The 14,130-nt window shown below is 62.7% G+C and carries 15 protein-coding genes and 1 tRNA gene; 8 read left to right on the forward strand and 8 right to left on the reverse strand.

Going from position 1 to position 14,130, the window contains the following annotated elements:
* Positions 1 to 96: 96 nt before the first annotated feature.
* Both CRO46_RS10210 and CRO46_RS10215 read left to right on the forward strand, forming a co-directional pair.
* Positions 97 to 720: a ribonuclease D gene (locus CRO46_RS10210; protein WP_097107497.1), complete on the forward strand. Its 624-nt coding sequence runs from the start codon at positions 97 to 99 to the stop codon at positions 718 to 720.
* A gap of 98 nt (positions 721 to 818) precedes the next feature.
* A complete protein-coding gene (locus tag CRO46_RS10215; RefSeq protein ID WP_097107501.1) occupies positions 819 to 1,787 on the forward strand; it encodes an SDR family oxidoreductase in 969 nt (322 codons plus the stop codon).
* An 832-nt stretch (positions 1,788 to 2,619) separates the two neighbouring features.
* Here the strand turns inward: CRO46_RS10215 and CRO46_RS10225 are convergent.
* The 3 genes from CRO46_RS10225 to CRO46_RS10235 all read right to left on the reverse strand — a co-directional run bounded on the left by CRO46_RS10225 (position 2,620) and on the right by CRO46_RS10235 (position 5,570).
* Positions 2,620 to 2,997, reverse strand: coding sequence for a DUF6665 family protein (locus CRO46_RS10225; protein WP_244577841.1), 378 nt, complete (start codon positions 2,995 to 2,997; stop codon positions 2,620 to 2,622).
* A gap of 60 nt (positions 2,998 to 3,057) precedes the next feature.
* Complete coding sequence (rpsA, locus tag CRO46_RS10230) at positions 3,058 to 4,764, reverse strand: 30S ribosomal protein S1 (RefSeq protein ID WP_097107510.1); 1,707 nt, start codon at positions 4,762 to 4,764, stop codon at positions 3,058 to 3,060.
* Between the two features lie 200 nt (positions 4,765 to 4,964).
* On the reverse strand, positions 4,965 to 5,570 hold the full coding sequence (locus CRO46_RS10235; RefSeq protein WP_179759010.1) for a TetR/AcrR family transcriptional regulator: 606 nt from the start codon (positions 5,568 to 5,570) through the stop codon (positions 4,965 to 4,967).
* A gap of 107 nt (positions 5,571 to 5,677) precedes the next feature.
* On the opposite strand from CRO46_RS10235, the gene CRO46_RS10240 reads away from it, so the two are divergent.
* Positions 5,678 to 6,625 (forward strand): NAD(P)-dependent alcohol dehydrogenase, encoded by a 948-nt coding sequence (locus CRO46_RS10240; protein ID WP_179759011.1) that lies wholly within the window; start codon positions 5,678 to 5,680, stop codon positions 6,623 to 6,625.
* A gap of 113 nt (positions 6,626 to 6,738) precedes the next feature.
* On the opposite strand, the gene cmk is transcribed toward CRO46_RS10240, so the two are convergent.
* The 4 genes from cmk to aroA all read right to left on the reverse strand — a co-directional run bounded on the left by cmk (position 6,739) and on the right by aroA (position 10,124).
* Complete coding sequence (gene cmk, locus CRO46_RS10245) at positions 6,739 to 7,389, reverse strand: (d)CMP kinase (protein ID WP_097107521.1); 651 nt, start codon at positions 7,387 to 7,389, stop codon at positions 6,739 to 6,741.
* Positions 7,386 to 8,033 (reverse strand): FMN-binding negative transcriptional regulator, encoded by a 648-nt coding sequence (locus CRO46_RS10250; protein WP_097107522.1) that lies wholly within the window; start codon positions 8,031 to 8,033, stop codon positions 7,386 to 7,388. The genes cmk and CRO46_RS10250 overlap by 4 nt, the downstream gene beginning before the upstream one ends.
* Positions 8,034 to 8,127: 94 nt before the next feature.
* Positions 8,128 to 8,769 (reverse strand): 2-hydroxychromene-2-carboxylate isomerase, encoded by a 642-nt coding sequence (locus tag CRO46_RS10255; protein WP_097107524.1) that lies wholly within the window; start codon positions 8,767 to 8,769, stop codon positions 8,128 to 8,130.
* Complete coding sequence (gene aroA / locus CRO46_RS10260) at positions 8,766 to 10,124, reverse strand: 3-phosphoshikimate 1-carboxyvinyltransferase (protein ID WP_097107526.1); 1,359 nt, start codon at positions 10,122 to 10,124, stop codon at positions 8,766 to 8,768. The genes CRO46_RS10255 and aroA overlap by 4 nt, the downstream gene beginning before the upstream one ends.
* Positions 10,125 to 10,348: 224 nt before the next feature.
* Here aroA and CRO46_RS10265 point away from each other — a divergent pair, with 224 nt between their 5' ends.
* Positions 10,349 to 10,747 carry a TIGR02300 family protein gene (locus tag CRO46_RS10265; protein ID WP_097107528.1) on the forward strand — a complete coding sequence of 133 codons (399 nt, stop codon included), beginning with the start codon at positions 10,349 to 10,351 and terminating at the stop codon, positions 10,745 to 10,747.
* Between the two features lie 173 nt (positions 10,748 to 10,920).
* Positions 10,921 to 10,996: transfer RNA gene (locus CRO46_RS10270), tRNA-Ala, on the forward strand.
* A gap of 352 nt (positions 10,997 to 11,348) precedes the next feature.
* On the opposite strand, the gene CRO46_RS19955 is transcribed toward CRO46_RS10270, so the two are convergent.
* Positions 11,349 to 11,501, reverse strand: coding sequence for a hypothetical protein (locus CRO46_RS19955; protein ID WP_097107531.1), 153 nt, complete (start codon positions 11,499 to 11,501; stop codon positions 11,349 to 11,351).
* Positions 11,502 to 11,730: 229 nt separating this feature from the next.
* Between CRO46_RS19955 and CRO46_RS10285 the strand changes: the two genes are divergently transcribed.
* From CRO46_RS10285 to CRO46_RS10295, 3 genes are all read left to right on the forward strand, one after another.
* A complete protein-coding gene (locus tag CRO46_RS10285) occupies positions 11,731 to 12,048 on the forward strand; it encodes a hypothetical protein (protein WP_097107533.1) in 318 nt (105 codons plus the stop codon).
* 101 nt (positions 12,049 to 12,149) lie between these two features.
* Entirely contained in the window at positions 12,150 to 12,353 is a 204-nt protein-coding gene (locus tag CRO46_RS10290; protein WP_097107535.1) for a hypothetical protein, read from the forward strand.
* Positions 12,354 to 12,688: 335 nt separating this feature from the next.
* A complete protein-coding gene (locus CRO46_RS10295; protein WP_097107536.1) occupies positions 12,689 to 14,128 on the forward strand; it encodes a UbiA family prenyltransferase in 1,440 nt (479 codons plus the stop codon).
* The last annotated feature ends 2 nt before the right edge of the window (positions 14,129 to 14,130 follow it).

Below are 14,130 nucleotides of genomic sequence, written 5' to 3' on the forward strand. Positions count from 1 at the left end.
TTGCCCGGCCGTTTTGTTGCCCGCCCGGTCTTTCCCGGGCTAACTGTGCACAGGACCTAGCCCACGGAATGCCTCAACAACAGGAATGCTCTCGCAATGGCTGAAATCCGCACCCACAAGGGCGATCTCTCCGAACAGGCAATGGCGTTTTACACGGGCGACATTGCGGTTGATACCGAAACCCTGGGCCTGGTGCCGCGCCGTGACCGGCTCTGCGTGGTGCAACTCTCGCCCGGCGACGGCTCGGCCGACGTGATCCAGATCGCCGCCGGCCAGAAGCGTGCGCCGAACCTGGTGGCCCTGCTCAAGGACCGGAAGCAGCGCAAGCTGTTTCATTACGGCCGTTTCGACATTGCGGTGCTGTTTCACACCTTCGGCGTCACCACGACGCCGGTTTTCTGCACCAAGATCGCCTCGCGTCTGACCCGCACCTACACCGACCGCCACGGCCTCAAGGACGTCACCCGCGAGCTGCTGGAGGTGGATCTTTCCAAGCAGCAGCAATCCTCCGACTGGGCCGCCGAGACGCTGTCACAGGCGCAGCTCGACTATGCGGCATCCGACGTGCTGCACCTGCATGCGCTTACTGAAAAGCTGACCGAACGGCTCAAGCGCGACGGGCGCGAGGCGCATGCGAAAGCCTGTTTCGAGTTTCTGCCGACCCGCGCCAAGCTTGATCTCCTGGGCTGGGAAGAAACCGACATTTTTGCTCATAGCTAGGCTCCAGTCCGGGCCGCCTGTCTGCTGCGGACCGCTGTCGCCCGGAACCAATTCATCTTTGCACCGTTGGCCCGAAACCATGCAATCGGGAGAACGAGATGCCCAACAACCAATCTGTCGACGACGCCGTTCGCGCACAGCGCGCAGTGCAGGATCAGGTCGATGCCGCTGATGCGGCATCCGGCGAGAGCGGTTCCGGAGCCATGCAGGCCGGGGCGCGCGAGTATCCCGTGCCGCCTTTCCCACAGCGGCACCAGCGCAAGCCCGGGCAGGAGCACGCGCTCGATCCCGCACCAATGTATGACGCGCCGTATTATCGCGGTTCGGGCAAGCTCGAAGGCTGCGCCGCGATCGTCACCGGGGGCGATTCGGGCATCGGCCGGGCGGTTGCGGTCCTGTTCGCGCGCGAGGGCGCCGACGTTGCCATCCATTACCTTTCCGAGCACGAGGATGCCGAAACCACCCGGGCAATGGTCGAGAACGAGGGACGGCGCTGCATCGCGATTTCCGGTGACGTCCGCGATCGCGGCCAGTGCGAGGCGGCGATCGAGAAGACGGTGCAGGCGTTCGGCCGGCTCGATGTCGTGGTCAACAACGCCGCCTTCCAGTTTCACGCCTTCGATTTCGACGACCTCACACACGAGCATTTCGACGAGACGCTGAAAACCAATCTCTACGGCTATTTCAACATGTGCAAGGCGGCGCTGCCTCATCTCGGGCGCGGCGCGGCGATTCTCAACACCGGTTCGACAACCGGGATCGACGGCTCAGGCGCGCTCGTCGACTACTCAATGACCAAGGGCGGCATCCACGCCTACACGCGCGCGCTGGCGTCCAACCTGATGCCGCGCGGCATCCGCGTCAATTGCATCGCACCGGGTCCGGTCTGGACCCCGCTCAACCCCTCGGACCGGCCCGACGACCAGGTCGAGAGTTTCGGCACGCAGGCGCCGATGAAGCGCCCGGCGCAGCCTGAGGAAATTGCGCCCGCCTTTGTCTTTCTCGCCTCGCCGCAAACGGCGAGCTACATCACGGGTGAAATCCTGCCGATCGTCGGCGGCTACTGATCCGTCTACGGGAATGCGCGGCTGCATGTCTGGCACGGATGTGCCGGTGCATTGCCGCGCGAGGGTGTCGCCGGGATTTGCAGATGCCAGTCCGGAGGGCCGCACGCGGGCTTTGCCTCTGGAATGAGTAAAACGGTGGCGCAGCCTGCGCACGGCCCGAATTTCGCCGGATGATGTCCGCATCCGACAGGCGGCACCTCGCATTCCCGGGACAAGAGCCCCGCCCGGATTGCTCCGGCCGCGGCCTGGACCGGCCGCGGGAGATGATTTTCGTGGTCCGGCACGGGGTTGGGGTCATGAGACCGCAAATCCGCCACAGGCCCGTTCCGGTGCCGCATCGTTGATCCTGCCTGATGCAGAACCGGCCCCGCCGTGAAGCGCGGCCCGGATGCGATCCCGGCCCGGTGGCTGGCTTGGCCGGTTGTTCCTTGCGGGCAACCGGCTGCCAGCGGAGCCACGATGGCCACCGCCTCCTTCAAGGCCCTGCCGCAAGTTACCGCAGACCCCGAAAGGCATTCCTCCCACCTGGTCCGATACGTTGGAGGATCCATCCGGCAGCGGGAGCAGAAAAATCATGACACATGTGTGGAAGGTGGGGATGAAATGGGTGGATGGTTTCTCATCAATGCCCAGAGGCTCCGTCATTCCGGACCCCGATCCGGCGTCCAGCAGGCGAGCGTCCGCCAGCCGGTAAGCCATTGCCGCATCTCGGTTTTTAACAAAGTGTTTCGCGCGCCCGCAGAAGCGGGCGCCGCTGGATCCCGGATCAGGTCCGGGATGACGGTAATGGGGGACGCCGGTGATTTCTCCCCCCTCGCCGCAGTTTGAAATATCAGCGGCCGGGCCTGACAATGCCGATGCGGGCCATCACTTCGGGGGGAATTTTGTAGAAGGTCTGGACGTCGCGGGAGGCGTAGAGCCCGAAGGCCTCGCGCTGGATGATCAGCGCCTGGGTCCGGTCGGCGGCCTCCTGAAGCAGGTCTTCGCGGTCGCGGTTCGGTGACGGGGTCTCGTCGTGGCGCCTGAGCGCGGCCAGTGCTTCCTCGAGCTTCCTGCCGATGTGGCCGAGCGCTTCGGCGGCTTCCTGCCGGGCCTCGTAGGCGAAGGCATCAAGCGGATCGTTTCCCTGCTTTAAAGAAAGCCGCAATCTGTCGGTCAGGTGCATGAGAAAGAAGTGTGCCCGCGCCTTGCCTTCGTCAAGGACAGCCATCAAAAAACCCGCCGGATCGCTCCGGCGGGTTCGTGTGTCAGACGTCAGATCCGGGAAGGATCAGTCGTCGCTGTTCTGCTTCTTGAGCGCAGCACCGAGAATGTCGCCGAGCGATGCGCCCGAGTCGGACGAGCCGAACTGTGCGACTGCCTGCTTTTCTTCGGCGATTTCCAGCGCCTTGATCGACAGGCCGACCTTGCGGTCCTTCTTGGAGAAGCTGGTGACGCGGGCGTCGACCGTCTGGCCGACCGAGAAGCGCTCGGGGCGCTGCTCGTCACGGTCACGCGACAGGTCGGAGCGGCGGATGAACGAAGACAGGTCTTCGTGATCAACCAGAACCACTTCGAGGCCACCGTCGGTGATCGCAGTCACCTTGGCGGAGACCACAGCGTTCTTGCGCAGTTCGCCGGAGGCGGCTGCATCGCCGATCGCATCACGGCCGAGCTGCTTGATGCCCAGCGAGATGCGTTCCTTGTCGACGTCGACGTCAAGCACGACGGCCTTGACCATGTCGCCCTTGTTGTATTCCTCGATGACCTGCTCGCCCGGACGGTTCCAGTCGAGGTCGGAGAGGTGAACCATGCCGTCGACATCGCCTTCGAGGCCGATGAACAGGCCGAATTCGGTCTTGTTCTTGACTTCGCCTTCGACTTCGGTGCCGGCAGGGTGGCTCTGTGCGAACACGTCCCACGGATTCTCCAGCGTCTGCTTGAGACCGAGCGAAATGCGGCGCTTGTTGGGGTCGACTTCGAGAACGACCACGTCGACTTCCTGCGTTGTCGACAGGATCTTGCCGGGGTGCACGTTCTTCTTGGTCCAGGACATTTCCGACACGTGGATCAGGCCTTCGATGCCTGGCTCCAGCTCGACGAAGGCGCCGTAATCGGTGATGTTGGTCACGGTCCCGGTGATGCGCTTGCCGGCAGGGTACTTGACGCCGATGCCATCCCACGGATCGCTTTCCAGCTGCTTCATGCCCAGCGAGATGCGGTGTGTATCCTGGTTGATGCGGATGATCTGGACCTTGACGGTCTGGCCGATCGACAGGATTTCCGACGGATGGTTGACGCGGCGCCAGGCCATGTCGGTGACGTGCAGCAGGCCGTCGATGCCGCCAAGATCAACGAACGCACCGTAGTCGGTGATGTTCTTGACCATGCCTTCGACGGTCTGACCTTCTTCGAGGTTCTGCACGATTTCCGAACGCTGTTCGGCACGGCTTTCCTCGAGAACGGTACGGCGCGAGACAACGATGTTGCCGCGGCGCTTGTCCATCTTGAGGATTTCGAAGGGCTGGGGGATGTGCATCAGCGGGGAGACGTCGCGGATCGGACGGATGTCGACCTGCGAACGCGGCAGGAAGGCCACGGCGCCGTCCAGATCGACGGTGAAGCCGCCCTTGACCTGATTGAAGATGACACCTTCGACGCGCTCCTGCGCGTTGAACTTCTCTTCCAGACGGACCCAGCTTTCCTCGCGGCGAGCCTTCTCGCGCGACAGCATGGCTTCGCCCAGGGCGTTTTCGATGCGCTCGACATAGACTTCGACTTCGTCGCCGACCTTGAGCGTGCCGTCCTTTGCCTTGGCGCCGAATTCCTTCAGCGGCACGCGGCCTTCGACCTTGAGACCGACGTCGATGATGGCGACGTCCTTCTCGATGGCCATCACGGTGCCCTTGGCGACATAGCCTTCGGCGAGGTCCTGCGTGGCAATGGATTCAGCGAACAGGGATGCGAAATCCTCTGTCATGGTTTCAGTGTTAGACATGAATTCTCCTGGTGACCGTGCCCATGGCAAGCGGTCGGATGCGCCTGGCTGGTGTTGTTCGGACCGGCGATGCCTGTCTGTCCCAGACCTCCTGGAGGCGGGACGTGTACGGCGCGGGACAGGCTCGCTGGCTTTCGTTCAGTGTTCGAGCGCAGCATCCAGGGGACGCGGGCAGCTTCGGACGCGGCCTCTATACCTATTTAGGTGGCCTCTCGCAAGTGCGGGGCTTGGTCTGCGTCAATCAGCGTCGCATGGATTGCCGTGGCCCAGATCTGGGCCAGCTCATTCCTGTCCTGCGGCAGCGCGCTGCGGGTCACGCAAAAGCCTTCGAAAAGCGGCATCAATACCGACACCGCCCGGTTGATCCTGTCCCCGTCCGCCGCCGGATCGAGCGATCTGAGAGTTTGCGCATAAAAGCCTGCCAGCTCGCGGTAGTATCGCGTCATTTCCCTGGCCAGACTGCCGGACTGTTGCGCTGCGGCCCAGAGCTCCTTGAAGACGCGGGACGCCTGGGTCTCGTCCAGCAATTCAAGGCCGCTGCTGACAAGTTCGGACAGATCCCGCCGAAGGTCGCCGCTCGGCTGAAACGGCCGGTCCTGGACGAGCGCACCATAGCTGGCGATGAAGGATGCAAGCAGCGCCTCGAGCAGGGCCTCACGGGTCGCATAATGATATTGCAGGTTGCCCAGGCTGATCCCGCAGGCATCGGCCACCTTGCGCATGCTCAGGCCGGCGCCTCCCTCACGGACGAGCAGTGCTTCCGTCTGCTCCAGAATGAATTGCCGCTTCAGTTCGGCTTTCGACATCGATTGGCTCCAAAAATTATACACACACAAATACAGCACTTGCATTTTGGGTCAAGCGACCTATTAAATAGGTCAACTGACCTATCAATGACTGAATGGAGTGCGAAATGAAGGCTCTCATATGTGAGAACAAGGCGCTGCGGCTGGCGGATCTGGCCGAGCCAGGGGTACCGAAGCCCGGAGAGGTGCGGGTCCGGGTGGCCGCAGCCACGGTAAATCCGACCGATCAGGACATGGCCGCCGGCGCCTATGATCTGTTCTTGAAACTCTACGGCGCGCGCGGACCGGTGAAGACCGGACTGGAATTTGCCGGCACCGTGGAGGAGGCAAGCGGACGCTACCGCAAGGGCGATCGCATCTTCGGCTACACGAGCCTGATGAAGGGGCCGAAAACCCATCAGCAGGTTCTCAATGTGAATGAGAATTGCACCGCCGCGATCCCGGAGGGTCTCTCCTTCGAACAGGCGGCCAGTATCGCCATTGCCGGCAACAGCAGCCTCGCACTGATCGACGACATCGCCAGGCTTGCGGCCGGCCAGTCATTGCTGATCAACGGCGCCAGCGGCGGCGTCGGGGTCTTCGCCCTGCAATATGCGAAGTTCCGCGGCCTGAGAGTGTCTGCCACCGCAGGTCCCGGCCAGCAGGATTTTGTCAGAGGTCTGGGCGCCGAGGCGGTCTACGACTACACCACACAGCCCCTCGATGCGCTTGGGAGCACTTTCGATGCCGTTCTCGACTTTTCCAACGGGTTGAAATTCCGCCACGTCCGGCATTTGCTGTCGCCAAGGGGCGTCTTCGTTCCCGCGGACCCGCTGAAGAACCTTGCCGACATCGCAGCCAACCCGCTTCGCCGGCAGAAGACGGGATATTTTCTCGTGCAAGAGGGCGACACCGGCAAGCTGTCCAAAGCGGCGGCGCTGGTGGCCGGAGGAAGCATCAAGGCAGAGATCGATTCGCGATTTCCACTCGCGGCCTATCGTGAGGCGTTTGAGCGTCTGGGAACCAAAGGCCGCCGCGGACGCATCATTCTCGACATGGCGGATGCTGCGAGCTAATGCATGTCGCGTTCAAATGGATTCATTCGAACGACAACGTACATGCATCATTTCAAAGGGCTACAGCGAGTTTTGCGCATCCGACTGGATGCGCGGCGCTGTAGCAGCGAGGCTCATCCTGCGGCCAGGGCCTTGTCGATGATGGTCCTGGCCGTCTCGAAGGCCTCCTCGATGCCCTGATCGGTGGTATCGACCATGTGCGCATCGGCTGCAGGCTTGAGCGGCGAATCGGCGCGTCCGGCATCTCGTGCGTCGCGCTTCTGGAGATCCGCGAGGATTTCCGGCAGTTCAGCGGTGCCGCCCTGGCCGATGATCTCCTGATAGCGGCGTTTGGCCCGCACTTCCGGGCTAGCCGTGACATAGAACTTGATCAGCGCATCCGGGCAGACGACGGTGCCGATATCGCGGCCATCGAGCACCGCACCGGGCGGGGTTGCGGCAAACTCCCTCTGCGCCTCCACCAGCGCCTGCCGCACCTTGGGCATCACGGCGACTTTCGACGCCGCCTCGCCGATCTTGTGTGCCGACAGCACCGCCCGGTCGAGACCCGAAAGTTCGAGCCCGCGGGCGATCCCGGCGGCCAGATCCTCGTCATCGAGCGGCAATCCGCGATCGATCAGGGCCTTGGCCGTGGCACGGTAGGTGAGCCCGGTGTCAAGGTGCCGGAGCCCGTAATGTTCAGCCAGCTTGCGCGACAGCGTGCCTTTTCCGGCGGCGGCCGGTCCGTCGAGCGCGATCACGAGCTGCACTGTTTGAGCGATCATGGCGTCACCTTGTCATTCTTCTGGCCACCATAGCGGCCGACCAGTTCGGCCATGGCCGCGTCACCTTGCGCAGCCAGCCCCGCCTGCACGCCGCGTCGGTCGGCTTCCGGACGGTTCTGGCTGACCTTCCATTTGCCGCTCAGCTCCGTGACAGCGATCTCGATGCCGACGATACCGCGCAATTGCGCCGCCACAAATTTCTCCGGCGCGTCAGTCACTTTCCACGCTTCGGGACGTTGCGCCTCCTGCCGGTCAGTCAGCTCGCTCACCTGCGGTCCGAGCCACTCCGCCCCCTCGTGAACGGTGGCTGCGCCGCGGGCCTGCACCATGGCGTAGTTCCAGGTCGGCACCACCTTGCCGTGCTCGGCCTTGGATTGATACCAGGACGGCGTCACATAGCTTTCGGCCCCCTGGAACACCACCAGCACCTGGGCGCCGTCCCGGATATGCCGCCATTGCGGATTGGCTTTCGACAGATGCGCACGAAGCGTCGTTGCGCCACCGGAGACAGACACCAGAAACGGCACCGGATTGGCCAGCGCCTCGCTGCCGGCGGTCGAGATCAGCAGACCGAGCGGATGGGCCTCGATCAGCGCCCTGAGCACGGTCTCGTCTTTCTCCTCGAACTGTGGCGGTGAATACATCAGGTAAAGCTCCTGTGCGCGTAGGCGGCTTGTCTCGTTCCGGTGCGGTCAGCGAGATCAATGCCCGGGAGATTGATGAAAAAGAGCAAGGCGCTCATTTGCGTTCGATTCCGATGGTCACGTCGTCGAGGTGGCGGAAGGGCTCGCGTGCAAACAGCGTGTCGTCGTCAAGCCAGGCGCGCAGCATGTCGAAGGCGTCGACGCCCCAGAACACTTCATGGCCCGACGCGGTGTCGCAAACGAAACTCGGCACGCCGAAGACCCCGTGTGCGATGGCCTGATCGGTATTGGCCCTCAGCGCGGCTTTGGCAGTGTCGTCGGCGGCGAGCTGCACCGGAATTCCGGCAAACTCCGCAAAGGCCTGCAACTCGTCGTCCGTGTCGGGCGCGCGGCCCTGGGAGAACACGAAGTCGAAGCCGCGGCGAACCGTGGCGAGATCGGCCTCCGCGCCGGCCATCAGCCGCAGTGCTTTCAGCGGATTGAACGGGTGGCGCGGAGGAAACCGCATCTCGACACCATGCTGCCTGCCGAGGAACACCGATTGCCGGTAGGTGTGTAGCCGCTTGGCCGAAATCTCCGCCGGCCCGCGCTGGCCCCAGTGGTTGAGGATCGCACCGAGCAGCACCGGGACCGGCCGCACCGTCACATCCGCCGGCAATTCGCCAAGCCGCGCCAGCGCCACATGGGCAAAGGGCGAGATCAGGTCGTAGCAAAAATCGATTGTCCGTTCTGTCATAACTCAGCCATCTCCGCCCCGATACCGTTCATCATCGCCATGAAACCGGGAAAGCTGGTGGCGATGAGGGCGCAATCATCGATCCGCACCGGGTGTTCGCTGGCAAGGCCCATGACAAGGAAGCTCATGGCGATGCGGTGGTCAAGCCGGGTGGCGACAATGCCATCTGCTGCGGGGGCTCCCAGCCCCTTGCCATCCGGCCGTCCCCGCACCGAGAGCCAGTCCTCACCTTCTGTGCAGTCGACGCCGTTTAGAGTGAGCCCGCGCGCCATTGTTGCCAATCGGTCGCTTTCCTTGACCCGCAGCTCCGAAAGCCCCTGCATCACCGTTTCGCCGCGGGCGAAACTCGCGGCCACGGCGAGCACCGGATACTCGTCGATCATCGAGGCCGCCCGTTCGGCCGGCACAGCAACGCCGGAAAGCTCCGACGCCCGGACCCTGAGATCGGCAACATCCTCGCCCCCTGTGCTGCGGCGATTGAGAATCTCGATGTCGGCGCCCATGTCCTGCAATGTCAGGATCATGCCGGTGCGCGCCGGGTTCATCAGCACATTGCGAAGCGTGAGATCGGAACCCTGCACGATCAGCGCTGCCACCAGCGGGAATGCCGCCGACGAGGGATCGCAGGGAACGTCGATCACCTGCCCGGTCAGGCGGCCGCGGCCTTCCAGCCTTATGGTGCGTGCACCGTCCGCGCCGGTTTCGGTTTCCAGTGCCGCGCCAAAGGCCTGCAGCATCCTCTCGCTGTGATCGCGGGTCGGCACCGGTTCGATCACGGTGGTGAGGCCGGGCGTGTTGAGACCGGCGAGGAGTATGGCGGACTTGACCTGGGCCGAAGCCACCGGCACCCGGAAGCTGATCGGGGCGGGCGTCCGCGGTCCGCGCAAGGTGACCGGCAGGCGGTCGCCGGCCTCTGCCTGAACCTGAACGCCCATCAGCCGCAGCGGATCGAGCACCCGCGCCATCGGCCGGCTGCATAGGGACGCGTCACCTATGAAACGGGTCTCGAAATCGTAAGGCGCCACCAGCCCCATGATCAGGCGGCAGCCGGTGCCGGAATTGCCGAAGTCGAGCGCGGCTTCCGGCGCCAGCAGGCAGCCATTGCCGGTGCCGTTGATGATGAAGCTGTCGCCGTCCTTGCGGATTGCGGCCCCCATCGCCTGCATTGCCCTTGCGGTCGCGAGAACGTCCTCACCCTCAAGCAGGCCGGTGATCCGGGTTTCTCCGGCCGCAAGCCCGCCGAGCATAAGCGCCCGGTGAGACATGGACTTGTCCCCGGGAACCGCAAGATCGCCTTTGAGAGCGGCGCTTTTCGAGGCCTTGGCGGGGCGGAGCGGCACGGTGGCAGGGGCCATGGGAGTTTTCCGGCTGATTCGGTCGGGATGCAAAGCCAGCTAAGTGGCTTGGGCGCAGCGCTAACTACCACAGCCATCGGCAAAGCGTCATCCGGAGAGCTACGTTTTTTGCTGAGAATGGCTTTGACAGCCGCGTTCAACATCATTAAGGGGTCCGGACCCGCCGAAACGGGAAGGCAGGTCTTGCAACCTAGGTCTTCCTGCCAGTTCAAGAGGCTTCGACAGTGGCAAAACCGGAACTTGGAACAAAACGCACTTGCCCCGAATCCGGGCGCAAATTCTACGATCTGAACAAAGATCCGATCGTCTCTCCCTACACGGGCAAGACGTATCCTGTCTCGTTCTTCGAAGAGACGGCCAAGATTGCCGTAATCGAGAAGGAAGAGGAAGAAGAGGAAGTCACGGAAGTCGAGGACGATTCGGCTGACGTGGAAGTCGTGTCACTGGAAGAGGCCGACGAGGAAACCAAGGCCAAGGGCAAGTCGGACGATCTGCCCGATATCGATGACGACGTCGAACTCGACGATGACGACGATGATGACACGTTCCTCGCCGATGACGATGATGACGACGATGATGATGTCAGCGACATTATCGGCGTCAATGACGATGACGACGACTGAGATGAGCCGTCCTTTTTGCGCTGAAAGCCGGCCGGTTTTCAAAACTGCAAAAAGGATTGATTTTTCATCTTGATCTTGTGCGGCAGCAGAAGTATGAAGCCGCACCTGCCCGCCACTTTCGGGTGTCTGGCAACTCGCAGGGATCGGTTCTTGACTTCGATCCTTCGCGTCCCGGGGCCATAGCTCAGCTGGGAGAGCGCCTGCATGGCATGCAGGAGGTCAGCGGTTCGATCCCGCTTGGCTCCACCATTTCCTTTTCGAGTAAGTCTTGCCGCTGAAAGCCGCGCCCCAGGGCCCAACCTTTTGCTGGGTCCGGCAACGCCGTCTTTGCTCGTTTGTAGCGTGTGGGATGGCGGCTTTGGAAAGGCGCCGGTTTGCCGGTGCTTGCTCGGATCGACGCCCATCCCGGTGACAGAATTGCGATGTTCCCGGCCCGGCCGGCAGATCTGGCCAATCCCAAGAAAAGTCAGAGCCATGAAACATGCAACGGCACGTCTGAGGGCGTTGGTCATTGCACATCGCGGGTGGGCGGCGTTGGTGTCATGACCCCGCCGGCCGAAGCTCCGGGGTCTGGCGAATCAGATCCGCGGACCGCTCAGGCTCAGGGTATGTAGATGGCAAATGTGACTGCGAGCAGGGTAAGGCCCACCAGTCCCAGAATGAAAACAAAACGCCGGGTGGGCGTCTTGAGGATGACTTCTCCCTGCCGTGCCTTGTGTGCCGAGAACGACTTCTCGTTTTCCTTCAGTCTCATCGTTGCGGATCTCCTTTCGAGAATTCAACAATCGCGCGGTCGATTTGTTCCAGACACGTGACCGGGAGGGCCCCGAACCGCCTTGTGAACCCTGTCTCCTGAGCAATTCACGGGAACCATTGGTGCTCTGTCGCGATTGACGATTGCAGCGGGGAGTCACGCCATTCGTGGCCGCCGGTCCCACAGCTGGGTCCGCCCGTCTGCACTAACGGAGATAGGGTGCACCATCATGGATGAAATTTTTGAAACCCCGGACATGTCTGCCGCGGAGATCGAGGGCCGGCTGATCGCGCAACGCCGCGTCCTGCAATGGCTGCTGCTGAACGTGGCCAGTCACGATGTCGACACCGGCGCGCTGCTCGACGATCTGAACGAGAACTGGCCTCCCGCTGATGCGCAGGAGGATCCCGGAGCGGTGCCGGCAAATGGCTTTGCCATCTTCTCCGCTGCCACGGCCGAGATGCGTCTGCTGCTTGAGCCGTTGAAACGGAACCGGCCATCTCCTGCAGGCGATGAAGGGACGGCGGACAAGCCGGACACCACGTGAAAGCGGCGCAGCAAATGACCAACCGGCTGGAACCTTGAAGCAAGCCAGGTAGTTGGACTCTTGATGAAGAGCCGGAAGTTCTTTCAGACAGGAGACAGCAAATGACCGAGAAACCCGCATCAGGACCTAAGGAAACGAAGGATCAATCCAACCGCCGGAGCGGTGCGGAGAACATGCCCCCTGAAGACCGCCTGCCGGCGGCTGAAGATCCCGAAGCCGGCAAGGACGCAGCCGGCGAAGATCCCAATGAGACAGAGCAAAACAGTCTTGCCGGCATCGGCAGGAAGAAGATGCACCGGAGGTAACGCGGCTGAAAGGGGGATCGCCCGTTTCGGTGCAGGGCTGGAACGCCGCCACGACTGACGATGACGAGAGCCCCGGGCGCCAGGAACGAGCAGGGACTGCCTGAAACCTTGCGTCTTAACTGCCATGGCTTGAGAGATGGAGTACCGCGGGGGCCGGCGAAACAGCCATCTGATGCGGGTATGTCCTATAGGGGGTCTTGCGGCGCAATTTTCGGTGTGGGGTGCAACTTTTTGATAACCACACCGTGCAAAACCGGCCGTCAATGCCGTCGCTTTTACAGGTCTTGAAGTGTTTTCCGCCATTTGTCTGATGGGACAGAAGTGGGGAAACAGTCATGGATGCAGTGAGCGACAACCGGCACGTGCCGCTTTGCATTGATCTCGATGGAACATTGATCGCGACCGACACGCTCTGGGAAGGGCTGGCCGCGGTGCTGATCCGCCGCCCATGGCTCTTGTTTGCGGTTTTTGCCTGGGCCATTGCCGGCAAGGCGGTGCTCAAGCGCGAAATCGCGGCCCGCTATGTCCGCAAGGGCGGGGAGTGGCCCTACCGTGCCGAAGTCATCGAACGAATCAGGATCGCCCGCAAAGCCGGCCAGCCGGTGTGGCTGGTCACCGGCGCCGCCCAATCCACCGCAACGACCATTGCCGACCATCTGGGGCTGTTCGACCGCGTCCTGCATTCCTCTGATTCCGAGAACCTGACCGCGCGCCGCAAGCGCGAACGGCTGATCTCCCTGTGCGGGGATGGCGGGTTCGACTACGCCGGCAACAGCCGCGATGATCTGGCGGTCTTCGACGCGGCGCGGCGCGCCATCATCGTCGCCCCGGACCGATCGGCCAGCCGCTGGGCCGCCGCCCACGAAGCCGAGGTGCTGCCGCTGGCCAGGATCTCGCCGTTGGCGATTCTCAAGTCGATCCGCGTGCATCAGTGGCTCAAGAACATCCTGATCGCGGTGCCGCTGGTTCTCAACCACGAATTTGCCGATTTCAATCTTGCGCTGGCAGCGGTCGCGGCCTTCTTCTCGTTCAGCTTCCTGGCCTCGACTGTCTACATCGTCAACGACATTTCCGATCTCGCCAATGATCGCCAGCACCCGCGCAAGCGTCTGCGCCCGCTGGCTGCCGGATCGGTGTCGATTCCCGTAGTCAGCGCCACCGCCATGGCGCTGCTCATGGCCTCCATCGGCCTGGCCAGCCTGCTGCCGCCGATGTTCTGGGGCGTTCTGGCGCTCTATGCGGTGATCACGACGGTCTATACCTTTGTGCTCAAGCGCAAGCTTCTGGTCGATGTCTTCACCCTCGCCGGGCTTTACACCCTGCGCATCATCGCCGGTGCCGCTGCAACCGGCGTCGACCTGTCGTTCTGGCTGCTGGCGTTTTCGATCTTCTTCTTCCTCAGCCTGGCGCTGGTCAAGCGCTATGTCGAACTCGACGAGCTTGCCGAGGATAGCGCCGGCCAGCTCAAGGGCCGCAGCTATCTCGGCAGCGACAAGGACATGATCGGCCAGGCCGGAATTGCCGCCGCGTTTTCTGCCGCCATGGTTCTCGCGCTCTATGTCGACAGCAACGAGGTGGCTTCGATGTACGCGCAGCCGGCGCTTCTGTGGCCCCTGTGCCCGCTGATTCTCTACATGCTGTTGAGGATCTGGGTGCTGGCGCGTCGCTCGCAGATGCATGAGGATCCGGTTGTGTTCATCATGCGCGACTGGCGCAGCCAGGTGACCACCGTTGCCGGCGCTGGCCTGGTGCTGCTCGCCGCGGTTCAGCTGTGACG

This window comes from Parahoeflea halophila, from assembly GCF_900220985.1.
Taxonomy (GTDB): domain Bacteria; phylum Pseudomonadota; class Alphaproteobacteria; order Rhizobiales; family Rhizobiaceae; genus Hoeflea; species Hoeflea halophila.

What these genes read in the sequence shown, in the direction of transcription:
- CRO46_RS10255 (WP_097107524.1), bottom strand. Translation starts at nt 8,769, where the DNA reads ATGACAGAACGGACAATCGATTTTTGCTACGACCTGATCTCGCCCTTT.
- CRO46_RS10225 (WP_244577841.1), bottom strand. Translation starts at nt 2,997, where the DNA reads ATGGCTGTCCTTGACGAAGGCAAGGCGCGGGCACACTTCTTTCTCATG.
- rpsA (WP_097107510.1), bottom strand. Translation starts at nt 4,764, where the DNA reads ATGTCTAACACTGAAACCATGACAGAGGATTTCGCATCCCTGTTCGCT.
- aroA (WP_097107526.1), bottom strand. Translation starts at nt 10,124, where the DNA reads ATGGCCCCTGCCACCGTGCCGCTCCGCCCCGCCAAGGCCTCGAAAAGC.
- CRO46_RS10215 (WP_097107501.1), top strand. Translation starts at nt 819, where the DNA reads ATGCCCAACAACCAATCTGTCGACGACGCCGTTCGCGCACAGCGCGCA.
- CRO46_RS10235 (WP_179759010.1), bottom strand. Translation starts at nt 5,570, where the DNA reads ATGTCGAAAGCCGAACTGAAGCGGCAATTCATTCTGGAGCAGACGGAA.
- cmk (WP_097107521.1), bottom strand. Translation starts at nt 7,389, where the DNA reads ATGATCGCTCAAACAGTGCAGCTCGTGATCGCGCTCGACGGACCGGCC.
- CRO46_RS10250 (WP_097107522.1), bottom strand. Translation starts at nt 8,033, where the DNA reads ATGTATTCACCGCCACAGTTCGAGGAGAAAGACGAGACCGTGCTCAGG.
- CRO46_RS10295 (WP_097107536.1), top strand. Translation starts at nt 12,689, where the DNA reads ATGGATGCAGTGAGCGACAACCGGCACGTGCCGCTTTGCATTGATCTC.
- CRO46_RS10290 (WP_097107535.1), top strand. Translation starts at nt 12,150, where the DNA reads ATGACCGAGAAACCCGCATCAGGACCTAAGGAAACGAAGGATCAATCC.
- CRO46_RS10285 (WP_097107533.1), top strand. Translation starts at nt 11,731, where the DNA reads ATGGATGAAATTTTTGAAACCCCGGACATGTCTGCCGCGGAGATCGAG.
- CRO46_RS10240 (WP_179759011.1), top strand. Translation starts at nt 5,678, where the DNA reads ATGAAGGCTCTCATATGTGAGAACAAGGCGCTGCGGCTGGCGGATCTG.
- CRO46_RS19955 (WP_097107531.1), bottom strand. Translation starts at nt 11,501, where the DNA reads ATGAGACTGAAGGAAAACGAGAAGTCGTTCTCGGCACACAAGGCACGG.
- CRO46_RS10210 (WP_097107497.1), top strand. Translation starts at nt 97, where the DNA reads ATGGCTGAAATCCGCACCCACAAGGGCGATCTCTCCGAACAGGCAATG.